The 18,187-nt window shown below is 34.7% G+C and carries 11 protein-coding genes and 2 pseudogenes; 10 read left to right on the top strand and 3 right to left on the bottom strand.

Annotated features, from left to right (window positions below):
- Positions 1-11: 11 nt before the first annotated feature.
- The 3 genes and pseudogenes from tssK to tssH all read right to left on the bottom strand — a co-directional run bounded on the left by tssK (position 12) and on the right by tssH (position 5,232).
- Entirely contained in the window at positions 12-1,376 is a 1,365-nt protein-coding gene (gene tssK, locus BLV99_RS14975; RefSeq protein ID WP_092692161.1) for a type VI secretion system baseplate subunit TssK, read from the bottom strand.
- A 5-nt stretch (positions 1,377-1,381) separates the two neighbouring features.
- Positions 1,382-2,499: pseudogene (gene tssA, locus BLV99_RS14970) on the bottom strand (type VI secretion system protein TssA).
- Positions 2,500-2,532: 33 nt separating this feature from the next.
- Positions 2,533-5,232, bottom strand: coding sequence for a type VI secretion system ATPase TssH (gene tssH, locus BLV99_RS14965; protein WP_092692159.1), 2,700 nt, complete (start codon positions 5,230-5,232; stop codon positions 2,533-2,535).
- A gap of 508 nt (positions 5,233-5,740) precedes the next feature.
- Here tssH and BLV99_RS14955 point away from each other — a divergent pair.
- The 10 genes and pseudogenes from BLV99_RS14955 to tagF all read left to right on the top strand — a co-directional run.
- The gene (locus BLV99_RS14955) at positions 5,741-6,451 is read left to right on the top strand and encodes a hypothetical protein (protein WP_139243565.1); all 711 of its coding nucleotides are present in this window, start codon (positions 5,741-5,743) and stop codon (positions 6,449-6,451) included.
- Between the two features lie 15 nt (positions 6,452-6,466).
- On the top strand, positions 6,467-6,970 hold the full coding sequence (gene tssB / locus BLV99_RS14950) for a type VI secretion system contractile sheath small subunit (protein ID WP_092692154.1): 504 nt from the start codon (positions 6,467-6,469) through the stop codon (positions 6,968-6,970).
- Positions 6,963-8,444 carry a type VI secretion system contractile sheath large subunit gene (gene tssC / locus BLV99_RS14945; RefSeq protein WP_092692152.1) on the top strand — a complete coding sequence of 494 codons (1,482 nt, stop codon included), beginning with the start codon at positions 6,963-6,965 and terminating at the stop codon, positions 8,442-8,444. Before tssB ends, tssC begins: the two co-directional genes overlap by 8 nt.
- A gap of 51 nt (positions 8,445-8,495) precedes the next feature.
- Positions 8,496-8,999, top strand: coding sequence for an Hcp family type VI secretion system effector (locus tag BLV99_RS14940; protein ID WP_092692149.1), 504 nt, complete (start codon positions 8,496-8,498; stop codon positions 8,997-8,999).
- 86 nt (positions 9,000-9,085) lie between these two features.
- On the top strand, positions 9,086-9,562 hold the full coding sequence (gene tssE, locus BLV99_RS14935; protein ID WP_086185874.1) for a type VI secretion system baseplate subunit TssE: 477 nt from the start codon (positions 9,086-9,088) through the stop codon (positions 9,560-9,562).
- An 11-nt stretch (positions 9,563-9,573) separates the two neighbouring features.
- Positions 9,574-11,382: a type VI secretion system baseplate subunit TssF gene (gene tssF, locus BLV99_RS14930; RefSeq protein WP_092692147.1), complete on the top strand. Its 1,809-nt coding sequence runs from the start codon at positions 9,574-9,576 to the stop codon at positions 11,380-11,382.
- Complete coding sequence (gene tssG, locus BLV99_RS14925; RefSeq protein ID WP_092692144.1) at positions 11,346-12,344, top strand: type VI secretion system baseplate subunit TssG; 999 nt, start codon at positions 11,346-11,348, stop codon at positions 12,342-12,344. Before tssF ends, tssG begins: the two co-directional genes overlap by 37 nt.
- A complete protein-coding gene (locus tag BLV99_RS14920) occupies positions 12,341-13,759 on the top strand; it encodes a hypothetical protein (protein WP_092692142.1) in 1,419 nt (472 codons plus the stop codon). Before tssG ends, BLV99_RS14920 begins: the two co-directional genes overlap by 4 nt.
- 62 nt (positions 13,760-13,821) lie before the next feature.
- The gene (tssM, locus tag BLV99_RS14915; RefSeq protein WP_092692139.1) at positions 13,822-17,640 is read left to right on the top strand and encodes a type VI secretion system membrane subunit TssM; all 3,819 of its coding nucleotides are present in this window, start codon (positions 13,822-13,824) and stop codon (positions 17,638-17,640) included.
- A gap of 48 nt (positions 17,641-17,688) precedes the next feature.
- Positions 17,689-18,105 (top strand): annotated as a pseudogene (gene tagF / locus BLV99_RS14910) (type VI secretion system-associated protein TagF); the annotation flags it as partial.
- Positions 18,106-18,187: the final 82 nt, after the last annotated feature.

Raw genomic sequence — 18,187 nt, 5'->3', positions numbered from 1 at the left:
TGCCTGCTTCCTTAGCTATTGATTACCGCAATAAGTTCAATTGAAATATCTTGGAAACCTGCGGGGATATAAATACAAATTGATTGAGCATCGAGCATTCGTTGATACAACTCATTATTGGGTTCAATTTCAAAGTAGCTCACACCAGAACGGATCGGAATTGCGGTAGGAACTTGCATTAAGTGCTGTAAAGGAATTACAGGAAGTGCGGCAACAACACGTTGTTCAACATCTACTGAGTTGCCCACTTTAAAGCGAAGAGGAACCAATTGAATAAGGTCATGAGACTTCATCATGCCACTTGAAACTGCAATATAAAGTCGTGTGTCTCGCGTAATTTTGTCTGATTCTAGACTTCCTAGCCAATAAGATGGTTTAACTTCTTTTAAAGCAATACTGATATAGCGATTTGAAATAATCGTATCGAGTAAATCCCGTAAAATAAAATCTAATTGTGAAAAGCTTTCTTGTAAATAATGATGTTTATAAACAGGTAATTGGTCGACTTCATAGGCAGTAGAAAAGGTAAGCAGCGATCCCGTCAAACGTAATAATTCGAAAAATAATCGTTCTGGATGAATATGTGGATATTGCAAAAGATGATTCAATGTTGCATGTGCCGTGTTTAAGGCATTGACCAACCAAAAAGAAACAATATCTCCCGAACGAAACTCAATAATTTTTTGTTCATTCTCACGATTATTGGTTTGAATGGTTTTAATTTTTGCCTTAATTATATTTAGAGTGCGTTTTAACGCTGAAATGAGCGTTTCACATGCTGCAATATGCAAGATCGGCGGAATAAATTTATGGTCTAATTCAAAACTGCCTGAACTTTGACGCTTCACTTTAGCCACTGGCAAATATAAGAAACCATCTAGTTCATGATTCGGTTCAATACTGGATTCAAAAATTTTAAATTCTGCACGGCGCCTTAATAATGTGATATTTGCTACAGTTGCATCGGTAAATAAATCATGAGTTTCTGTTAAATGTGAGTGATAACGGCTCGGTTGAGCACTTTCATCATAAGAAATATTTTTTTTGTGCGGTTGAATAATTGGTAAAGCCAAATAAACCGTCATTTCACCGCGTAAATTTAAATCATCAAGCTGAATTGGCTTGGGTAATAAATCACGTGCAGGTGCTTGGTAAATCTCGCCATCTTGCCAAATCATCTCCACTTTTTCTAAAGCCAAAACATGGGTGTTTAATTGCACTTCATCAAATGCAATCGATTGCACACCATACGAAAAGGGGATGGTTGCACGAATGATATGATTCAAGCGCTGTTCATGATAGGCATCTTGTAATTGAAAATGTTGTGGACGTAAAAATAAACCTTCGCCCCAAAGAATTTTTTCTGCTTTAAACATTAAATTTACCCATCGTTATTTGTATCATTCATATTTTTTTGCACACCCAAAAGCTCATGTACCATTTCTAAAGGATTTTCATTTTTAATCACTTGCGCTAGCCATTCATGCAGTGGTAGCTGACTCCATTGAATAGTTTTTTGTAGCATGTAGCTCACAGGGCTATGAGGTTCATTAACTTTGAAATAATCGGCAATCTCTTGTAAAACGTACATAGCTTGTTCACGATTTTTCAAATGATTTTGAGCCTGTGGTTGAAAGTTTTGTGGTTTCGTTGTCGCTACTTGATCAAGAGGTGTTTGAATCGTTTCGGTCGATATGGCTGTTGTAAGAACAGGTATAGACTGATTTGGCAAAATTTCTTGTAAGCCAATCGCATCCGTTTTATATATTTTTTTTAAACTACTATGGATCGATTCTAATTGTGAATCTATGGATGCAAAACTGGGTGCATCTATGTTCATTAAGCCATTCAGTACATTTTTTAAAATGTCCCACTGGTTTAAAATTGCTAAAAAATCTTGATAACTTTGATATTGAAAAGATTTTGACGTATTAATCAGAGCTTGTTCAAATTGCTCAATTGATGCATTCGCTTGGACTTGATCATGATCTTCAGTCTGTTTACGGCATAAATTTTGTTGATGTAATAAGCCGTCATAATCAATTAAAGAATAAAAAGGCAAAGCATTTGAAATTGGAATACTCTTAATTAATATCGGTAATTGATTAATTAACCCTTGTAGCAATCCTAGACGTTGATCTAAATCTTGATCTTCAATTTCTGGATGTAATAATGCCCAAAAACCACTTAAGCTAAGATGGGTGAGTTCTAGACCTTTAGCTATGCCTGCAAAACCGTATAGGTTTGACCATGCTTCAATTAACCAACTATATAACCGAATATCTTTGGTTTTCTCAGTTAATAGCTCAATGGATTTTGTATTTACAAACTGCCAATCGACCAGTTTTGGTTCCGCAATCCAATCACCTTGATCTAGCAATGGATCATCTTGAGATTTTGCTTTTTTATCGCATGAAATTCATTTGAAAATGAATAATCCATCCCGCAAGAGGCTTCATCGGAGATGACTTTTAATAATGGTTCGAGCTTTAAACTCATATTATGCCTTTATACTATTTTATAAATTTTAATTTATGCTTCTATAGCTTTAATTTTATTAGTGCTACGTTTTTTTATGTTTTTCATGACAGGATCAAGTTGATAGATAATTTCGTCGGCCTGAACATCAATAAATATTTGTTTTGGTAATTTCTGTTCTGCTAAGCAAACTAAAATTTTCGTTGCTAAAGCAGGTAATACTGAAGAATTCAGAATATGGTCTACATTACGTGCACCACTATCAACTTCAGTACAACGGCTGAGGAGTAATTCAATCAGTGCTTCACTGTGGGTTACTTTACTAGCGTATTGTTTTTCTAAACGAGTCGTAATTTTAGCTAATTTATACTTAATAATACGTGCCAGTAAATCATCATGTAAAGGAAAGTACGGCACGACACGCATACGACCTAAAAATGCAGGTTTAAATTTTTGATATAAATTGGGTTTCAATTGATCAATTAATACTTCTGCTGTTGGCCATTCCTGAACAGGTACGTTTAAACAGGCTTGCATAATTGCATTTGAACCGACATTAGAGGTTAAAAGAATGGTAGTGTTTTTAAAGTCGATTAAACGACCTTCACTATCTTCAAGCATCCCTTTATCGAAAACTTGATAAAATAGTTCTTGAACATCACTATGCACTTTTTCAATTTCATCTAACAATACAACACTATATGGATTACGACGAACAGCTTCGGTTAAAATACCCCCTTGACCATAACCAATATAGCCAGGAGGCGCTCCCTTTAATGCAGAGACTGTATGTGCTTCCTGATATTCAGATATATTGATCGTAATTAAATGAGATTCTCCACCATATAATTCCTCGGCAAGTGCTAGAGCTGTTTCTGTTTTACCTACGCCACTCGGGCCAACCAATAAAAATACGCCTTGTGGTTTATTTGGGTCTTCAAGTTTTGCTTTAGATATTTGAATACCTTGTACAAGTTGATGCAAAGCATAATTTTGTCCCATTACACGTTCTGCAAGTTTATCTTGCAAAGTTAAAATTTTCTTGATTTCATCATTGACCATTTTCCCTATAGGAATACCCGTCCAATCTGAAATAATTTCATTAATAATCTGTGTATTAACCCGTTCAAATACCAATGCTGTTGTTCCTTGCAGAACAGCCAATTGTTGACGAAGGGCACTGATTGCTTCCTTGTTATGATTTAAGTATTTATGATTTAAGTATTCAGGAGATTGTTTTTGTTGTTCTATAGCTTGAATCTGTTGAACAAGTTTGAGTTCAGCTTTCCATTGTTGTTCAGTATTGGTAATTTCAGTATCTAAAGCCCCAATTTTCTGACCTAATTCTGCTAAACGTTCATCATGAATGGGACGATTTTTATGTTCATTTTCCAGAATTTCACGTTCAAGATGTAAGTTATATCGTTGTGCTTGCAGTTGATCTAACTTTACGGGTTGCGCATTCTGCGTTAATGCAACACGCGCAGCTGCTGTATCAAGTACGCTAATGGCTTTATCTGGCAGTTGGCGTCCACTTATATACCGATGAGATGATTGTACGGCTGTAACAATCGCTTGATCATCAATTTGTAAATTAAAATGACGTGTCATGACAGGAATCATTGCCCGTAACATATCAACGGCAACAGCTTCCGTTGGCTCTTCAATCTTAACCACTTGAAAACGCCGACTTAATGCCGCATCTTTTTCAAAATATTGCTTATATTCAGCCCATGTTGTGGCAGCAATGGTACGTAATTCACCGCGTGCTAGAGCAGGTTTTAGTAAGTTTGCAGCATCATTTTGTCCAGCTTGCCCACCCGCACCAATTAAGGTATGCGCTTCATCAATAAATAAAATAATAGGATGACTTGAATTTTGAACTTCTCTAATCACTTGTTTTAAACGATTTTCAAATTCGCCTTTAACACTTGCACCTGCTTGTAACAAGCCCATATCGAGAACATGTAAATGTACATTTTTTAAAGCGTCTGGAACTTGATTATTGGCAATTTTAAGCGCTAAACCTTCAACAACTGCGGTTTTTCCTACACCAGGTTCACCCGTTAGAATCGGATTATTTTGACGACGGCGCATTAAAATATCGAGTAGCAAGCGAATTTCAAATTCACGACCAATCACAGGATCAATTTCACCATTTTTGGCTTTTTCAGTTAAATTACTGGTAAATTGATCTAGAGCTGGTGTTTGTTTTAGAGTTTGCTCAGGTTGATTATTGCCTTTTATTGGATGATTATTACTTAAATCTTGTTCAGATAAATGTTCAATACTGTGTGAACATATCTCTAAAAAATGATGTTTCATGCGATCAATAGGGAACAGGTCAAACAAACTTGAAGCACGCACTGCAATTTGATAAAGATCAGAAGCGATTAATAAAACAATCAGCAAATGCCCACTTCGAATCACTGGTTTTTGTTCAGCAGAAGCCAATAACCAAGCTTGTTCGAATAAATGAATAATTGATTTGGCAAAGATTGGGGTACGGCTATTGCCTTTCGGTAATTGCGAAATACTTTCTTTTAAGTCATCGATTAAATCATTCGTCGAAATCTGGTATTTTTCTAGAAGAAGTTGTAAATCATTTTTTGTAGTTTGCTGTAGTAATTCTAAAAAGAAATGTTCAATTTCGATTTCATAATTGTGTTGAGCTATACAGCTGTTGGCTGATTTTTCCAGTGCTATACGGGCACTAGAAGATAATTTTGTAATCAAAATTTTTAAATTATTCATATGATACTCAATTTTATAAAATCACTATTAATTTTTATTGTATTTTCATCACGTAATCAGTTTTAATTTAATTGTTATTTAAAACAATGATTTATATTTTTATGTGTGAAAGCATTTGGCGTATTCTACACATTTTTTTGAAAAATCAAAAAATATATATGATTTATTTTGCTGTTTCACACAAAAAAATTATAAAAATTATAAAAATTATAAAAATTATAAAAATTATAAAAATTATAAAAATTATAAAAATTATAAAAATTATAAAAATTATAAAAATTATAAAAATTATAAAAATTATAAAAATTATAAAAATTATAAAAAATGTCAAATATTGACAGTTATTGTTAATATTCTTGTTGACTTAGTATCACTATTTTTTGTTAAATTCGCAGCGTTGATTTGAAATTATAAAAAATTGAAATAAAACTGGGGAAATCATGAGAGTGATTTTGCTCATACTAATAATTAAATTTTAAACTTAGAATAATTAGAGTAGAGGCAGACTTTGAATAAAAGTATATTTTTTATATCCATAGTTGTCATGATCATGGTGAGTCAATTCACATTTGCGGATGATCATCGAATTGAACTTAAAAAAGGATGTATTCAAGATTATCCTTTGGTGACTGATGAAACAGATCCAGACTTACTCAATATTTATAGTCAAATTTGTGATAAAAAGAATAAGAAAAACATTGAATTAAAGAATGAATTGTCTATTCAAGCCGCACAAAGATTTCAACAACTGGGTAAAAATTTAAAAGCATTACAACTGGTAGATAGTTTACGCAAGCAAAATATTCAGCATACAGCACTTACAGATGTCTCTTTTCTTGCAGGAGTAGGCATTGCACAAAGTTCTTTACAGCATATGCGTAATCATGAATTGCGTTATTTAAGTCCTGAAATGACCTATCCAGCAGCAAAAAAATTATCAGAGAGTATTCGTACATCACTAGGAATACTTGATGCTTCAGCATCTAAAGTTGAGATGCAAAGTATAGCAAAGAATAAAAAATCAATAAAAGAAGCGTCCAAAAAGCTTTCTTCATCTCATTATTCGAACAATAAAAAACCGCAGCTTAGTCGAGCAAAAAGTATAAATATACCTCCAGTAAAAACATCGGTGAAAGCCTCCACCACAGCAATAAAAGCACAAAATACAAATTCAACAGCTTCGGGTTCAAGCCCATTTTCTTCATTTAAAAATAACTAAAATAGGAGCATATTCATGGCTAAACGTGAAAGTGTGCAAAAAAAATTACAACGAATCCGCCCACCTCGTGTACAACTGACTTACGATGTTGAAGTTGGGGATGCTAAAGAAATTAAGGAGTTACCCTTTGTTATTGGGGTGTTGGGTGACTTTTCTGCGGCTTCTGAGTTAGAAAAAACCAAATTAAAAGATAAAAAATTTATCAATGTAGATTTAGATAACATTGATGAGGTCATGACATCTCTTGCGCCACGTGCAGCTTTCCAAGTGGAAAATATGCTTACGGAAGAAAAGGGATCTTTAGCAATAAATTTAACCTTTAATAGCATGCAAGATTTTCGTCCAGAAAATGTGGTCCTACAGGTTGATCCTTTGCGAAAATTAGTTGAAGCACGTGAACGATTAACAGATTTGCGTAATAAAATTTCAAATAATGAACGTCTTGAAGACTTACTTGATGAAGTTTTACAAAATACCGATCAGGTGCGTAAGTTAAGCATGGAGGCAGAATATGAATAATGTTCATGCTGCAACTGCGACCTATATCAATGACAAAGAATTAACTTTACTTGACAGCATTGTGGAGCAAAGTCGTATTGCACGTAATGATGAAGAGCATCATCGGGCAAAAAGCCTCATTGCAGAATTAGCCAAAGAAGTCATGGATGGAACCATTGTTATTTCTGAAAATATGACTCTATCTATTGATAAACGAATTGCAGAAATTGATGCTTTAATTTCCAGCCAATTAAGCAAAATCATGCATCATGAGCAATTTCAAAAAATTGAATCGACATGGCGTGGTTTATATTATTTCTGCCAAGAAACGCCATCACACGCTTTAATTAAAATTCGTATGTTAAATACGACTAAAAAAGAGCTGACTAAAGATTTTCAGGGTGCGACAGATTTTGACCAAAGTACTTTATTTAAAAAAATCTATGAGCAAGAGTATGGTTCATTTGGGGGGGCACCATATGCCACTTTAATTGGTGATTTTGAATTTGATCGTACGCCATCAGATATGTATTTATTGGAACAAATTTCTCATGTTGCTGCCGCAGCACATGCGCCCTTTATTTCTGCGACAAGCCCCAATATGCTTGGGCTAGAGTCATTTACTGATATTGATCGACCACGTGATGTTTCAAAAATATTTGAAACGGCAGAATACGTGCAATGGCGTTCATTTCGTGAAAGTGATGATGCTCGTTATGTCGCATTAACCATGCCACGAGTATTAGGACGTCTGCCATATCATCCTAAAGATGGTACACCGACGGAAGGATTTAACTTTGTTGAAGCTGTTTCAGGTCAAAAGCATGATGAATATTTATGGATGAATGCTGCTTATGCCTTTGCAACACGTTTAACCAATGCCTTTGATATGCATGGTTGGTGTGCGGCCATTCGTGGTGTAGAAGGTGGCGGGTTGGTTGAAGGTTTACCCGTACATACATTTAAAACCAATGATGGGGAAGTGGTCTTTAAATGTCCAACGGAAATTGCCATTACTGATCGTCGAGAAAAAGAACTCAGTGACTTAGGTTTTATTCCACTGGTTCATTGTAAAAATACCGATTATGCAGCGTTCTTTGGTGCTCAATCGACACAAAAACCGAAGAAATATGATAGTGATACAGCAAATGCCAATTCTGCTTTATCCAGTCAAATCCAATATATTATGGCTGTTTCTCGTATTGCCCATTATTTAAAAGCCATGATGCGAGATAAAGTGGGTAGTTTTGCTTCTGCTGGGAATATTGAAGCGTTTCTAAATGAATGGTTATCACAATATATTTTGCTAGACGATGGAGCCTCTCAGGAAGCAAAAGCACAATATCCGCTTCGTGAAGCTTCTGTAAAAGTTGTAGAAAACCCAGCTCAACCTGGGCATTACAAGTCAGTGGTCTTTCTTAGACCACATTTTCAATTGGATGAGTTATCCGTTTCCTTACGACTCGTTACTGAGTTACCTCAGTCCTCTCATTAAGAAGAGTACAATTTTATAATAACTTTAAATTAAAATAGGAAAATCAAAAAAATGAAAGACATATATGTACAATTTCGAGGAAAGTATAAGGTTGATGGCGAGTCTCGTGATACGGAGCACAAAGATTGGTTAGAAGTGAACTCTTGGGCACACAATATGCGTCAACCAAAATCAGCAACATCATCAAGTGTAGGTGGTCATACTGCTGAACGTGTTGAACATTCAGATATGATTTTTGTCAAAGATTTAGATGCAACAAGTCCAAAACTTTGGGAAGCGTGTTCAGCGGGTTATACCTTTGATGAAGTTCAAATCGATTTTTACCGTGCGAATGGTGATAAGCGGATTAAATATCTTCAAATCAAATTAAAACATGTGCTTGTTTCTAATGTCATACCCAGTGTAAATCAAGAAGGAGTACCCACTGAATCATTTGGTTTGAAATATGCGGCAGTAGAATGGACTTATAACCAACAAGATATTAATGGTACGCAAAAAGGTGCTGTGACTAAAAAATGGTCACTTTCTAATAATACTGCATCATACGCTGCATAATCTTGTGACAAAAACAGTGTGAAAAAAATAGTGGTTAACAGCGCTTAGCCACTGTTTTTTATCTTTGATCTTAAAATAAGTAAAATATGAATTTAGACCAATTATATCCTTACGGCTTTAGAACAACACTATTTGACCGTTTATTGCCTGAAACTGATCATCATGATAGAGGAATCTCTCTTCAAGAATTACGGGAATCCATAGCCTCGGATTTAGAGGATTTACTGAATAGTCGAATGGCTAAATTGGATCACTTAATTGATCAGTTTCCTTTGGCCAAACAATCCATTTTACAATTCGGAATTATTGATTTTGTTGGGCTATCGACTGCCAATCCAAGCGATCGGGACAAAATTTGTCAATCCATTGAGCAGTCGATTGCTGCACATGAACCAAGGCTTAGACAAATTAAAGTCGAAATGTTACTCGATGGTCAAAACATGGGAGCCTTATATTTAAGCATCCATGCGTACTTAAATATTCATCCTTTATTTGAACCTGTTATTTTTGATGCTTTATTAAAACCAACAACACAACAATATGTTATTTCGGCACGATCTTAAGTGGGCTTTCTGTGATTGAAGAACTGTTACCGTATTATGAAAAACAATTACAAGAATTTGGGCAGCAATCGCGTGAATTTGCACAAAAATATCCAAAAATTGCGCAGCGCTTATCGCTTAATCAAGAACAAATTGATGATCCACACATTGAACGTTTGATTCAAGCTTTTTCATTGGTAGCGGCTCGTATTGATAAAAAGCTTGCCGATAGCTACGAGGTTTTCACACGTTCATTATTTGAGGTGATGTTTCCTCAATATCTCAAACCTTTTCCAGCATGTTCAGTAGTCAGTTTTGAAGATATTCATAAAATTAAAAAACTCAACCAAGTACATGAGATTCCTCAATCGACAACATTGAAGTCGCGTAGTTTTAAAGGAGTACAATGTGAATTTACCACGACACGCGCTGTTCGATTACTACCTATTCTATTAAGCCAGTTGAATTTTAAGACCAATCCCAGTGCTTATATGCACTTAAATCAAAATGCGACCATGAGTTTAAGCTTTGAAATTTTTAATCAAAGTCATAACCATTTAATACATGAAAAGTTAGCTATTTATTTGGATGCTATTTCTAATTTTCCTTTACAAGTTTTAGATAGCATTTTTTATAAGAGTACAAGTTTTTCATTAAAAATGGGCAACCAGATTATTGAAATTAATAATCCATTTGAAATGATTGGTTTTACGGAACAAGAGAGTTTATTACCCATCGATCAGCACAGCCATCATGCTTATCGCTTATTGATGGAATATTTTTGTTTTGCTGAAAAATTTAATTATCTCAATCTGAATTTAAGTTTTTTAAAGCACTTAAAGCAAGAGCAAAATGGATTTGAACTATTGATTCATTTAAAGTTGAATTTAAATGATCAAGCCTGTATTCAAAATTATACAGAATTAAATATTGCGAATTTTAAACTATTTTCAACACCCATTATTAATTTATTTCATAAGCAAGCCGAACCACAAAAAATTAATCATAAACAATTAGAATATTCATTAATTACAGATATACATCACCCAGAATTTTATCAAGTCTATTCTATTATTCAAATGAATATGATTCGCGAAAAAAGTAATCAAGATCAGGTGGTTTTTCCTATTTTACCATTCTTTGCGATGAGTCATTATCAGCAAGATGATGTCCAATTTTTCTATAGCCTGAATTCAACCCAATTACCGAATAAACTGCCTGAAACAGGCTATTCCATTATTTCTAAGCATTTGTTACCACACAGTACCAAATCTGATTTTATTAGTTCTCGGCTCTTATGTTCCAACCGAAATTTACCACATGAGGCACTCAGTCAAGCCAATAATATACTCAACTTAAATGAGAGTGGTTTAGCACGGCATGCTCTTATTTTGAAAAGACCAACGCTATCTTATTCTTTTGAGCAAAATAAAAAGGAACAATGGCGTATTATTTCTCATCTTTCACTCAATACTTTATCGTTAATGAAAGGAGATGCTATCAGTCATATTAAGGAGCTTTTAGAACTCTATAATTTGCCTAAATTAAAACAAAACCACCTCATTATTGATTCTATTAAAAAAATTGATTTTTCGTTGACACAAAAGTTGGTTGAAGCGAAACCTTTTCCTTTGTTTGTACGTGGTGTAAAGGTAAGTTTACTCATTGATTCACACATTTTTAGGGGACACAGTCTATATATTTTCACACAACTTTTGAGCCATGTTTTTAGTTTAAAAGTTCAAATGAATAGCTATGTCGATCTGGTCGTAACGGATTCAAATACACAACAGGAGTTATACCAATGCGTGCAGAACGTTGGTGGCAAGAAGCCTCTGTAGTTGATGATTTAATTACAAGACCTACATCTTATGAGTTTATTCAAGCCACACGTTTGTTGCGACATAGACCTTATTCAGCTACAACACGGTATTGGGCGAATGATTTTAAATTCTATAGTTCTTTAAATCTTAATTTTCCTGTTTCTGAAATTGAAACACTCAAGTTTGAAAATGAACGTATCTATTTAACCAATTTAATGGTCGGTTTAACTGGAATGCAAGGTGCTTTGCCTTATACCTATACCCATAAAATTAAACAAAGTAATCGTCAGCAAAAAGTAGAAACCATTAATTTTCTAAGTTTATTTAATCACAAATTGACAGCGCAATATGTAGATGCAAGTTTGGCATATCATTTACCTATACGTTATGAAATAGAAGCAGAAAATGATTATCTTGATATTTTACATGCCTTAAATGGCTATGTAAGTTCACAACAAGAACAAGCTGAATTAGACGATTATTTCGCAGAATTTTCAGGGCTAATGCAAGGTCAAAATAATACCGCTTATGCTTTAATGACTATGTTGAGTTGTATTTTTAAAACTAATTTTACAATAACAGAGTTTGTTGAGGAAAAATTTAAATTAGCAGATGAACAAAAAACAACGCTAGGCGGCTTGAATGCCAGTCTATTGGGCGTGAATAGTTTTTGTGGTGAAAATATTCGACAAATTGATGGGAAAATTGAAATACAAGTCGGCCCATTATCTAGAAAAGACTATCTCAGCTTTTTACCGAAACAAAAAATGAGTAATAAACTAAAAAAAATACTATCCACTTGGTGTAGTCCAACGTTAATGGTTGATGTGCGGTTAATTCTAAAAAAAGAACAGATACAGCCACTGTGCTTAGATTCTAAATCAGAAATCGGTTTAATGCAGGGGGCTTTTTTAATGCCAAAACATGCTGCTGAACATAACTCAGAAACATGTTATGCATTATTGGGGAATATTTTATGATTAAACTCTTGATCGGAAGTTTTAGTGGTATTTTTATCTTCGTCAGCATGGCAATTATTTATTATTGGCGGGATATTCAATATGATCCATCAAGTATTGATCTAATCGGATATTTTATTTTATTACCCGCAGTATTATCTCTAATAATGCTTTCACCATATTTAACTTATCAAGCTTATCAACATCAAAAAAAGCGTAAAGAAACACAACAACAAATGCAATTACAACAGCAAAAATTGAATCACCTTGAACAAGAAAAAAATAATATAAAGGCAGAAACGATTCAATGGCTCACTTTAAAGATTTTTTCCTCATTTGCTGTGAGTGCATTGGGTGAAAATGAGAGTATTTTTGAGCAAATGAAGAATTTTAGAAGTCCAGAACTGGATGGTAATTTGACCAATGCTTATGGTTTACCTGTTTTATCCTACAGAATTACAGCGCTTGATGATGATTTGCAACAATCGCAATATGACGACGATATTGATTTAGACAATGCACGTATATTGCGAATTAAAGCTTTAATTCAACAGCAATTAGAGCAACAAACTGAAGTTCTATGGCAGGTGGCTGAGCATTTAAAAAGATCTGCTCTTTTTTATGATGCGGAATTTGCCTACCAGTATCGTATACATCCTGCTTGGGATACTTTAAATGATGAAAAAATTGATCAATATGAAGATTTTGAACCGTTGGTTGAACCAGTTTCACGTTTAAATTACTTGAATATTCATGTCTTATTAGCAGACAACTTATTAGATATATGGGATGAATCAGCTAGCCGTGAGATGTTATTTCAATTTATGCAATCATTGGGCATTATTTCGCAGAAGATTCAGATTAAATATCATTTTATTGCTCAACAAAGCTCATATCAAAACTGGTTGAATTTATTGGGCCAGATAGCAACCCAACCTGATGAAATATCGTTGGTGATGAATGTCGATTCTGAAATTGATCAAGCATGGCTTGATGAACAAATGTGGGGAACCGAACATTATTTAGCGGCAGAATTTGCCTCAAGTTGGTGTGTCTCGGCTCAAGATACACAAATAAATCATATAGACGTCATTAGAATGCTGAAAGTTGCATTAAATGCTGATGATTTATCAAGTTTTTTCCATCAGATGATAACCAATCCTGTAACGCAAACAGAGCAGTCTGATCCTTTTATCTTGATATTAGATGATGCAACAGATCTTAAATCCATAAAAAAAACTACCCAAACCTTTGCGCGGACATCGGTGGATACACATCATTTTTTATATCCCAAACAAAGTTTTGGACATACACAATCATTAGCAAAAATTTTTAGCTTTATGTTAGGCATGCATTTACCAGAGGAGTTTACCGCAATGATATATAGTACCGATCAAGCTTCAACGCATGCTTTTTTTCAAACTGATATTGAATAAAATCAAATTAAAAATAACTTATTTAAAATATTCATAAAAATTAATAAAATAACGAGAATCACATGTTTTATACCATTTTAGGTTATGTCTGGCAGTATGTAACTCATCCTAAAGCCATTATTGCACTGTCTTTTTTAGTCGCATTGGTTTCCTCGTATAACATTATTCCCCGAAATGTTTTTTGGGCTTTGGTCACAGCCTACATTTTGGCTTTAATTGGCTATGCTATTTATTGGCTAATGCAAAAATATCATCATGCCAAACAAGGTGAAGTACTTGCGGAAGTCATTGAAAATAATATACGGGTAGAATCTGTTCAGCAAAAAGACAAAGATGAATTACAACAGATAAACCAACAAGTTAGACAATCTATCCAATTGATTCGTAAGTCGAAACTGGGCGATAAAAAGGGCAATGCTGCCTTATATGAATTACCTTGGTATATGGTGATTGGTAATCCTGCTGCGGGTAAAAGTTCCGCTATTTATCATTCAGGGCTGAAATTTCCATTTGAAGAATCACATCAAAAAATGGTGTCATCTGGATTAAGTGGCACGCGAAATTGTGATTGGTTTTTCTCAACTGAAGGGGTTTTACTGGATACAGCGGGGCGTTATTCAGTTTATGCTGAAGATCGCTCAGAATGGTTAGGATTCTTGGGTTTATTAAAGAAAGGACGTCCTAAAGTACCCGTGAATGGCTTAATTGTGATCGTTAGTATTGCAGAACTGATTAGCCAGAGTCCTGAAAAATCACTTAAATTGGCTAAAAATTTAAGAGCACGTATTCAAGACTTAACCGAACATTTAGAAATTTTTGTACCTGTTTATTTGGTCTTTTCCAAAATGGATTTAATTGCAGGATTTACTGAGTTTTTTGAATGTTACGAAGCGAATGAATTTGATCAAGTTTGGGGAACAACATTAACTTATGATCCGAACGCTGAAAATAATGCAGTAGAGCTGTTTGAACAGCATTATTCTGCTTTATATGACGGTTTAAAAGGGGTGAGTAGTACTCACCTGAGTCGACGTTATGCTCAAAACATTTCACCCAGCGTAATGACATTTCCTTTAGAGTTTAAGAGCTTAAAACCCGCACTTAAAACATTTATTGGCACATTATTTGAAGAAAATCCATATCAGTTTAAGCCTGTATTTCGTGGTTTTTATTTTACCAGTGCATTACAAGAAGGTGTCATTGAAAGCCCAATGACTGAGCAAATTGCACAAGACTTTCATTTATCGAAAAGTATGAATAATGAAAATGGTATTCCAACCAATGTTATTTCACAAAATCATGGTTATTTTCTTAAAGGTTTATTTTCAGAGGTGATTCTAAAAGATAAAAATTTAGTCAAACAACATATTAACCCTAGCCGCAAAAAACAACGTTACCTTGCATTTATGACTGCATTGTTAGCTGTATCCATTATTTTAAGTATATGGGTATGGTCATATCGTAATAATCAACAGCTAATTGCTGATGTTCAAGCAGATTTAGACAAAGTCGTACAATTAGAAAAACAATCAGGACAAGAATTATCAACACAAATAAATGCCTTGTTGATTTTACAAGACCGAATGCAGCAACTGGATCAATTTTCTGAAAATCGCCCAATTAAATTTGGCTTTGGTTTATATCAAGGTAATGAACTACGCGAAAAATTAAAAGTGGAATACTTAAAAGGGGTGAAGCAAATTATTTTACAACCAGCCCAAAAAAATATTGCCCTATATTTACAACATATCAAAAATAATGAAGCGACGTTAAAAGCCAATCATGTCTATGTAGAAATTAAAAAAGTTTCTAAAAATCAACAATATTTAGAACCATCTGAAACCAGCCCACAAGATGCTTATAATGCTTTAAAAGCTTATTTGATGATGAGTAATCCGCAATATATGGATTCAAGTCATTTAAGTGATCAAGTGACACGTTTTTGGCGTTCTTGGTTAGATTCTAATCGCGGACAAATGCCACGTGGTGAAATGCTGCAAAAAGCAGAGCAAATTCTATCCTATGCGATAACTTTAGCCCATGATCGTCAGTTTCCATTACTTGAGTCGGATACATTACTTGTCGATCAAACTCGTCAAGTTCTAGTATCTATCATTCAAGGGATACCTGCACGTGACCGCGTCTATAATGAAATTAAAATGCGTGCAGCCGTTCGATTTCCTGCACTCACTATAAAACAACTGGTCGGTCAAAATAACCAAAACACCGTACTCGGTAGTTATGCTTTGCCCGGTATATTTACCCATCAAGCATGGTCTGAACATATAGAAAAAGCCATTGATGAGGCGGCAAATCGTCCAACAGATAGCAAAGATTGGGTTTTAAACAGCACACAATCGGATGACTTGACTTTTAGTGGTAGCCCAAACCAAATTCGTAAGCAATTAACCCAATTGTATAAGCAAGAATATATAGCGGAATGGCGTAAATTTTTAAATGGCATTCACTATGCAAAAACCAATGATTTCAAACAACAAGCGAACAATATTGACGTTTTAGGGGAACCTGAAAATTCACCTATTCGTTCTTTGATGAATCGTATTGCTAAGGAAACCAGCTGGGATAATCCTATCGTTCAAGCAGAATTGGCTGCTCCGCAAACAGGCTTTGTGGCATGGTTTAAACGTAAAGTATTAAAGCATGATAAAGCCCAAATTACGCAACAAGCATCGAATCAAACCCAAGGGGTGATTTCAACAGAATTCCAAATGTTCTACCAAATGGTTCGTAAGCGAGATGACCAACAGAATAAGTCATTGCTTGATGAATACATGCAATCCATTGCACAGGTCCGTAGCAAGTTTAATGATTTAAAAAGTGTAGGGGATATTGGTCCTACAGCCATGACTTTGGTTAAGCAAACCATTAATGAGCAAAATTCTGTTTTTAATGGCACACAAAAATTAGTTGATGAAAAAATGTCTGTTGGATTGAATGAAATTGATCAACAGTTATTACAAAAATTATTGATGAGTCCACTCACCCAATCATTCAATAGTCTATTAATTCCAACACAGGATGAAATCAATAAATTATGGACAATACAGGCAAATCAACCATTTACACATAATTTAAGTCAGAAATATCCATTTAATTCTTCTGCGACATTACAAGCAACGAGCAATGAAATTGGACAAATTTTTGGTGAAAATGGCAGTATTGCACGCTTTGCTAAAGATCATCTTGATCCATTGGTGATTCGTCGAGGCTATACCTTAACGTCTAAAACATGGAAAGACTTAGGGATTAGCTTGAATCCTCAATTTGTGATGAATTTCAAAAATTATGTTGCGCCCAGCAATGGAATGGCAACAGGAGAGCTAAACCAAGCAGCTGCTCCAACAACAGTCAATCAGTCAAATTTCCAGTTTTATCCATTAGAAAATGCTCAATTACTTTCTTATACCATTGATATTGATGGTCAACGTATGGTCTATGAAAATGGAGTCCAACAATGGGTAAATTTTGTGTGGCCAAATCAAGAATCTATTCCGGGTGCACGTATTACAGTCATCGATTTAGAAGGGCAGACACACACGATTTTTGATGAACCGGGTGAGTATGGAATTAACCGTTTAATTGATAATGCACAGCGCACTCAACACAGTGGTTATTTTGAAATGATTTGGAAAAATCAACAAAACCCTAACTTAGCTGTAAAAGTAAATTTCCGTTTAATCAGTGGCGCTTCGGATCATATTGGCTCTAGTCGTGGCTATATTGGAATGCGGTTGGTCGATCAAGTGGTAAATAATAATTCGGTTCGTGTCGTAGCAGCACAAGCAGCACCTTTACCTGCTACAGCACTTAAAACAAATGCGACCTCTGTATTCGCTGATCTTAATGGAACTCGCCCATGATCTATAAAAAAATACGGAATAGGACAACAAAGAAGCGGGAGAGTTATTATGTATAAAATAAAAACTTTTCCACTTTATTATGGGAAATGTCCTGCACATGGAGATTTTTTAAAGACACGGGGGCAGTCGACTTTAATTCAATTAATGGATCAATGGATGACTGAAGCACTTGAATATGCAATGCAATCACCAGATTTCAGTCGTATTTATCCAAAACTGCCTGCATTAGATTTTTTCATTGCCAACCCTCAAGAAACTAAGTTTCTGGTAGCAAACTTAATTAGTAGCGAAGATAGTTCAGGACGTCCATTTCCGATGCTACTGAGTCATTTATTAGAGGTAGATATGCCATATGAACATATTTTGTATGCACCCTATAGCTACAAGCAGACCTTAATCAATTTATTGCAAAAAAATCAGGTGATACATTCAATACATGATCCTGATATTTTGCTAGGGCGTGTCATCAATTAAGCCAAATTATTGTTGAAGCAAGATAGATTGCTGACAGGAAGTTTTGAGCCAATTTGTCATAGCGTGTGGCAAT

The organism is Acinetobacter kyonggiensis (assembly GCF_900107285.1).
In the GTDB taxonomy this organism is placed as follows: Bacteria; Pseudomonadota; Gammaproteobacteria; order Pseudomonadales; family Moraxellaceae; genus Acinetobacter; species Acinetobacter kyonggiensis.
This window is presented reverse-complemented; position numbering and strand designations above follow the sequence as displayed.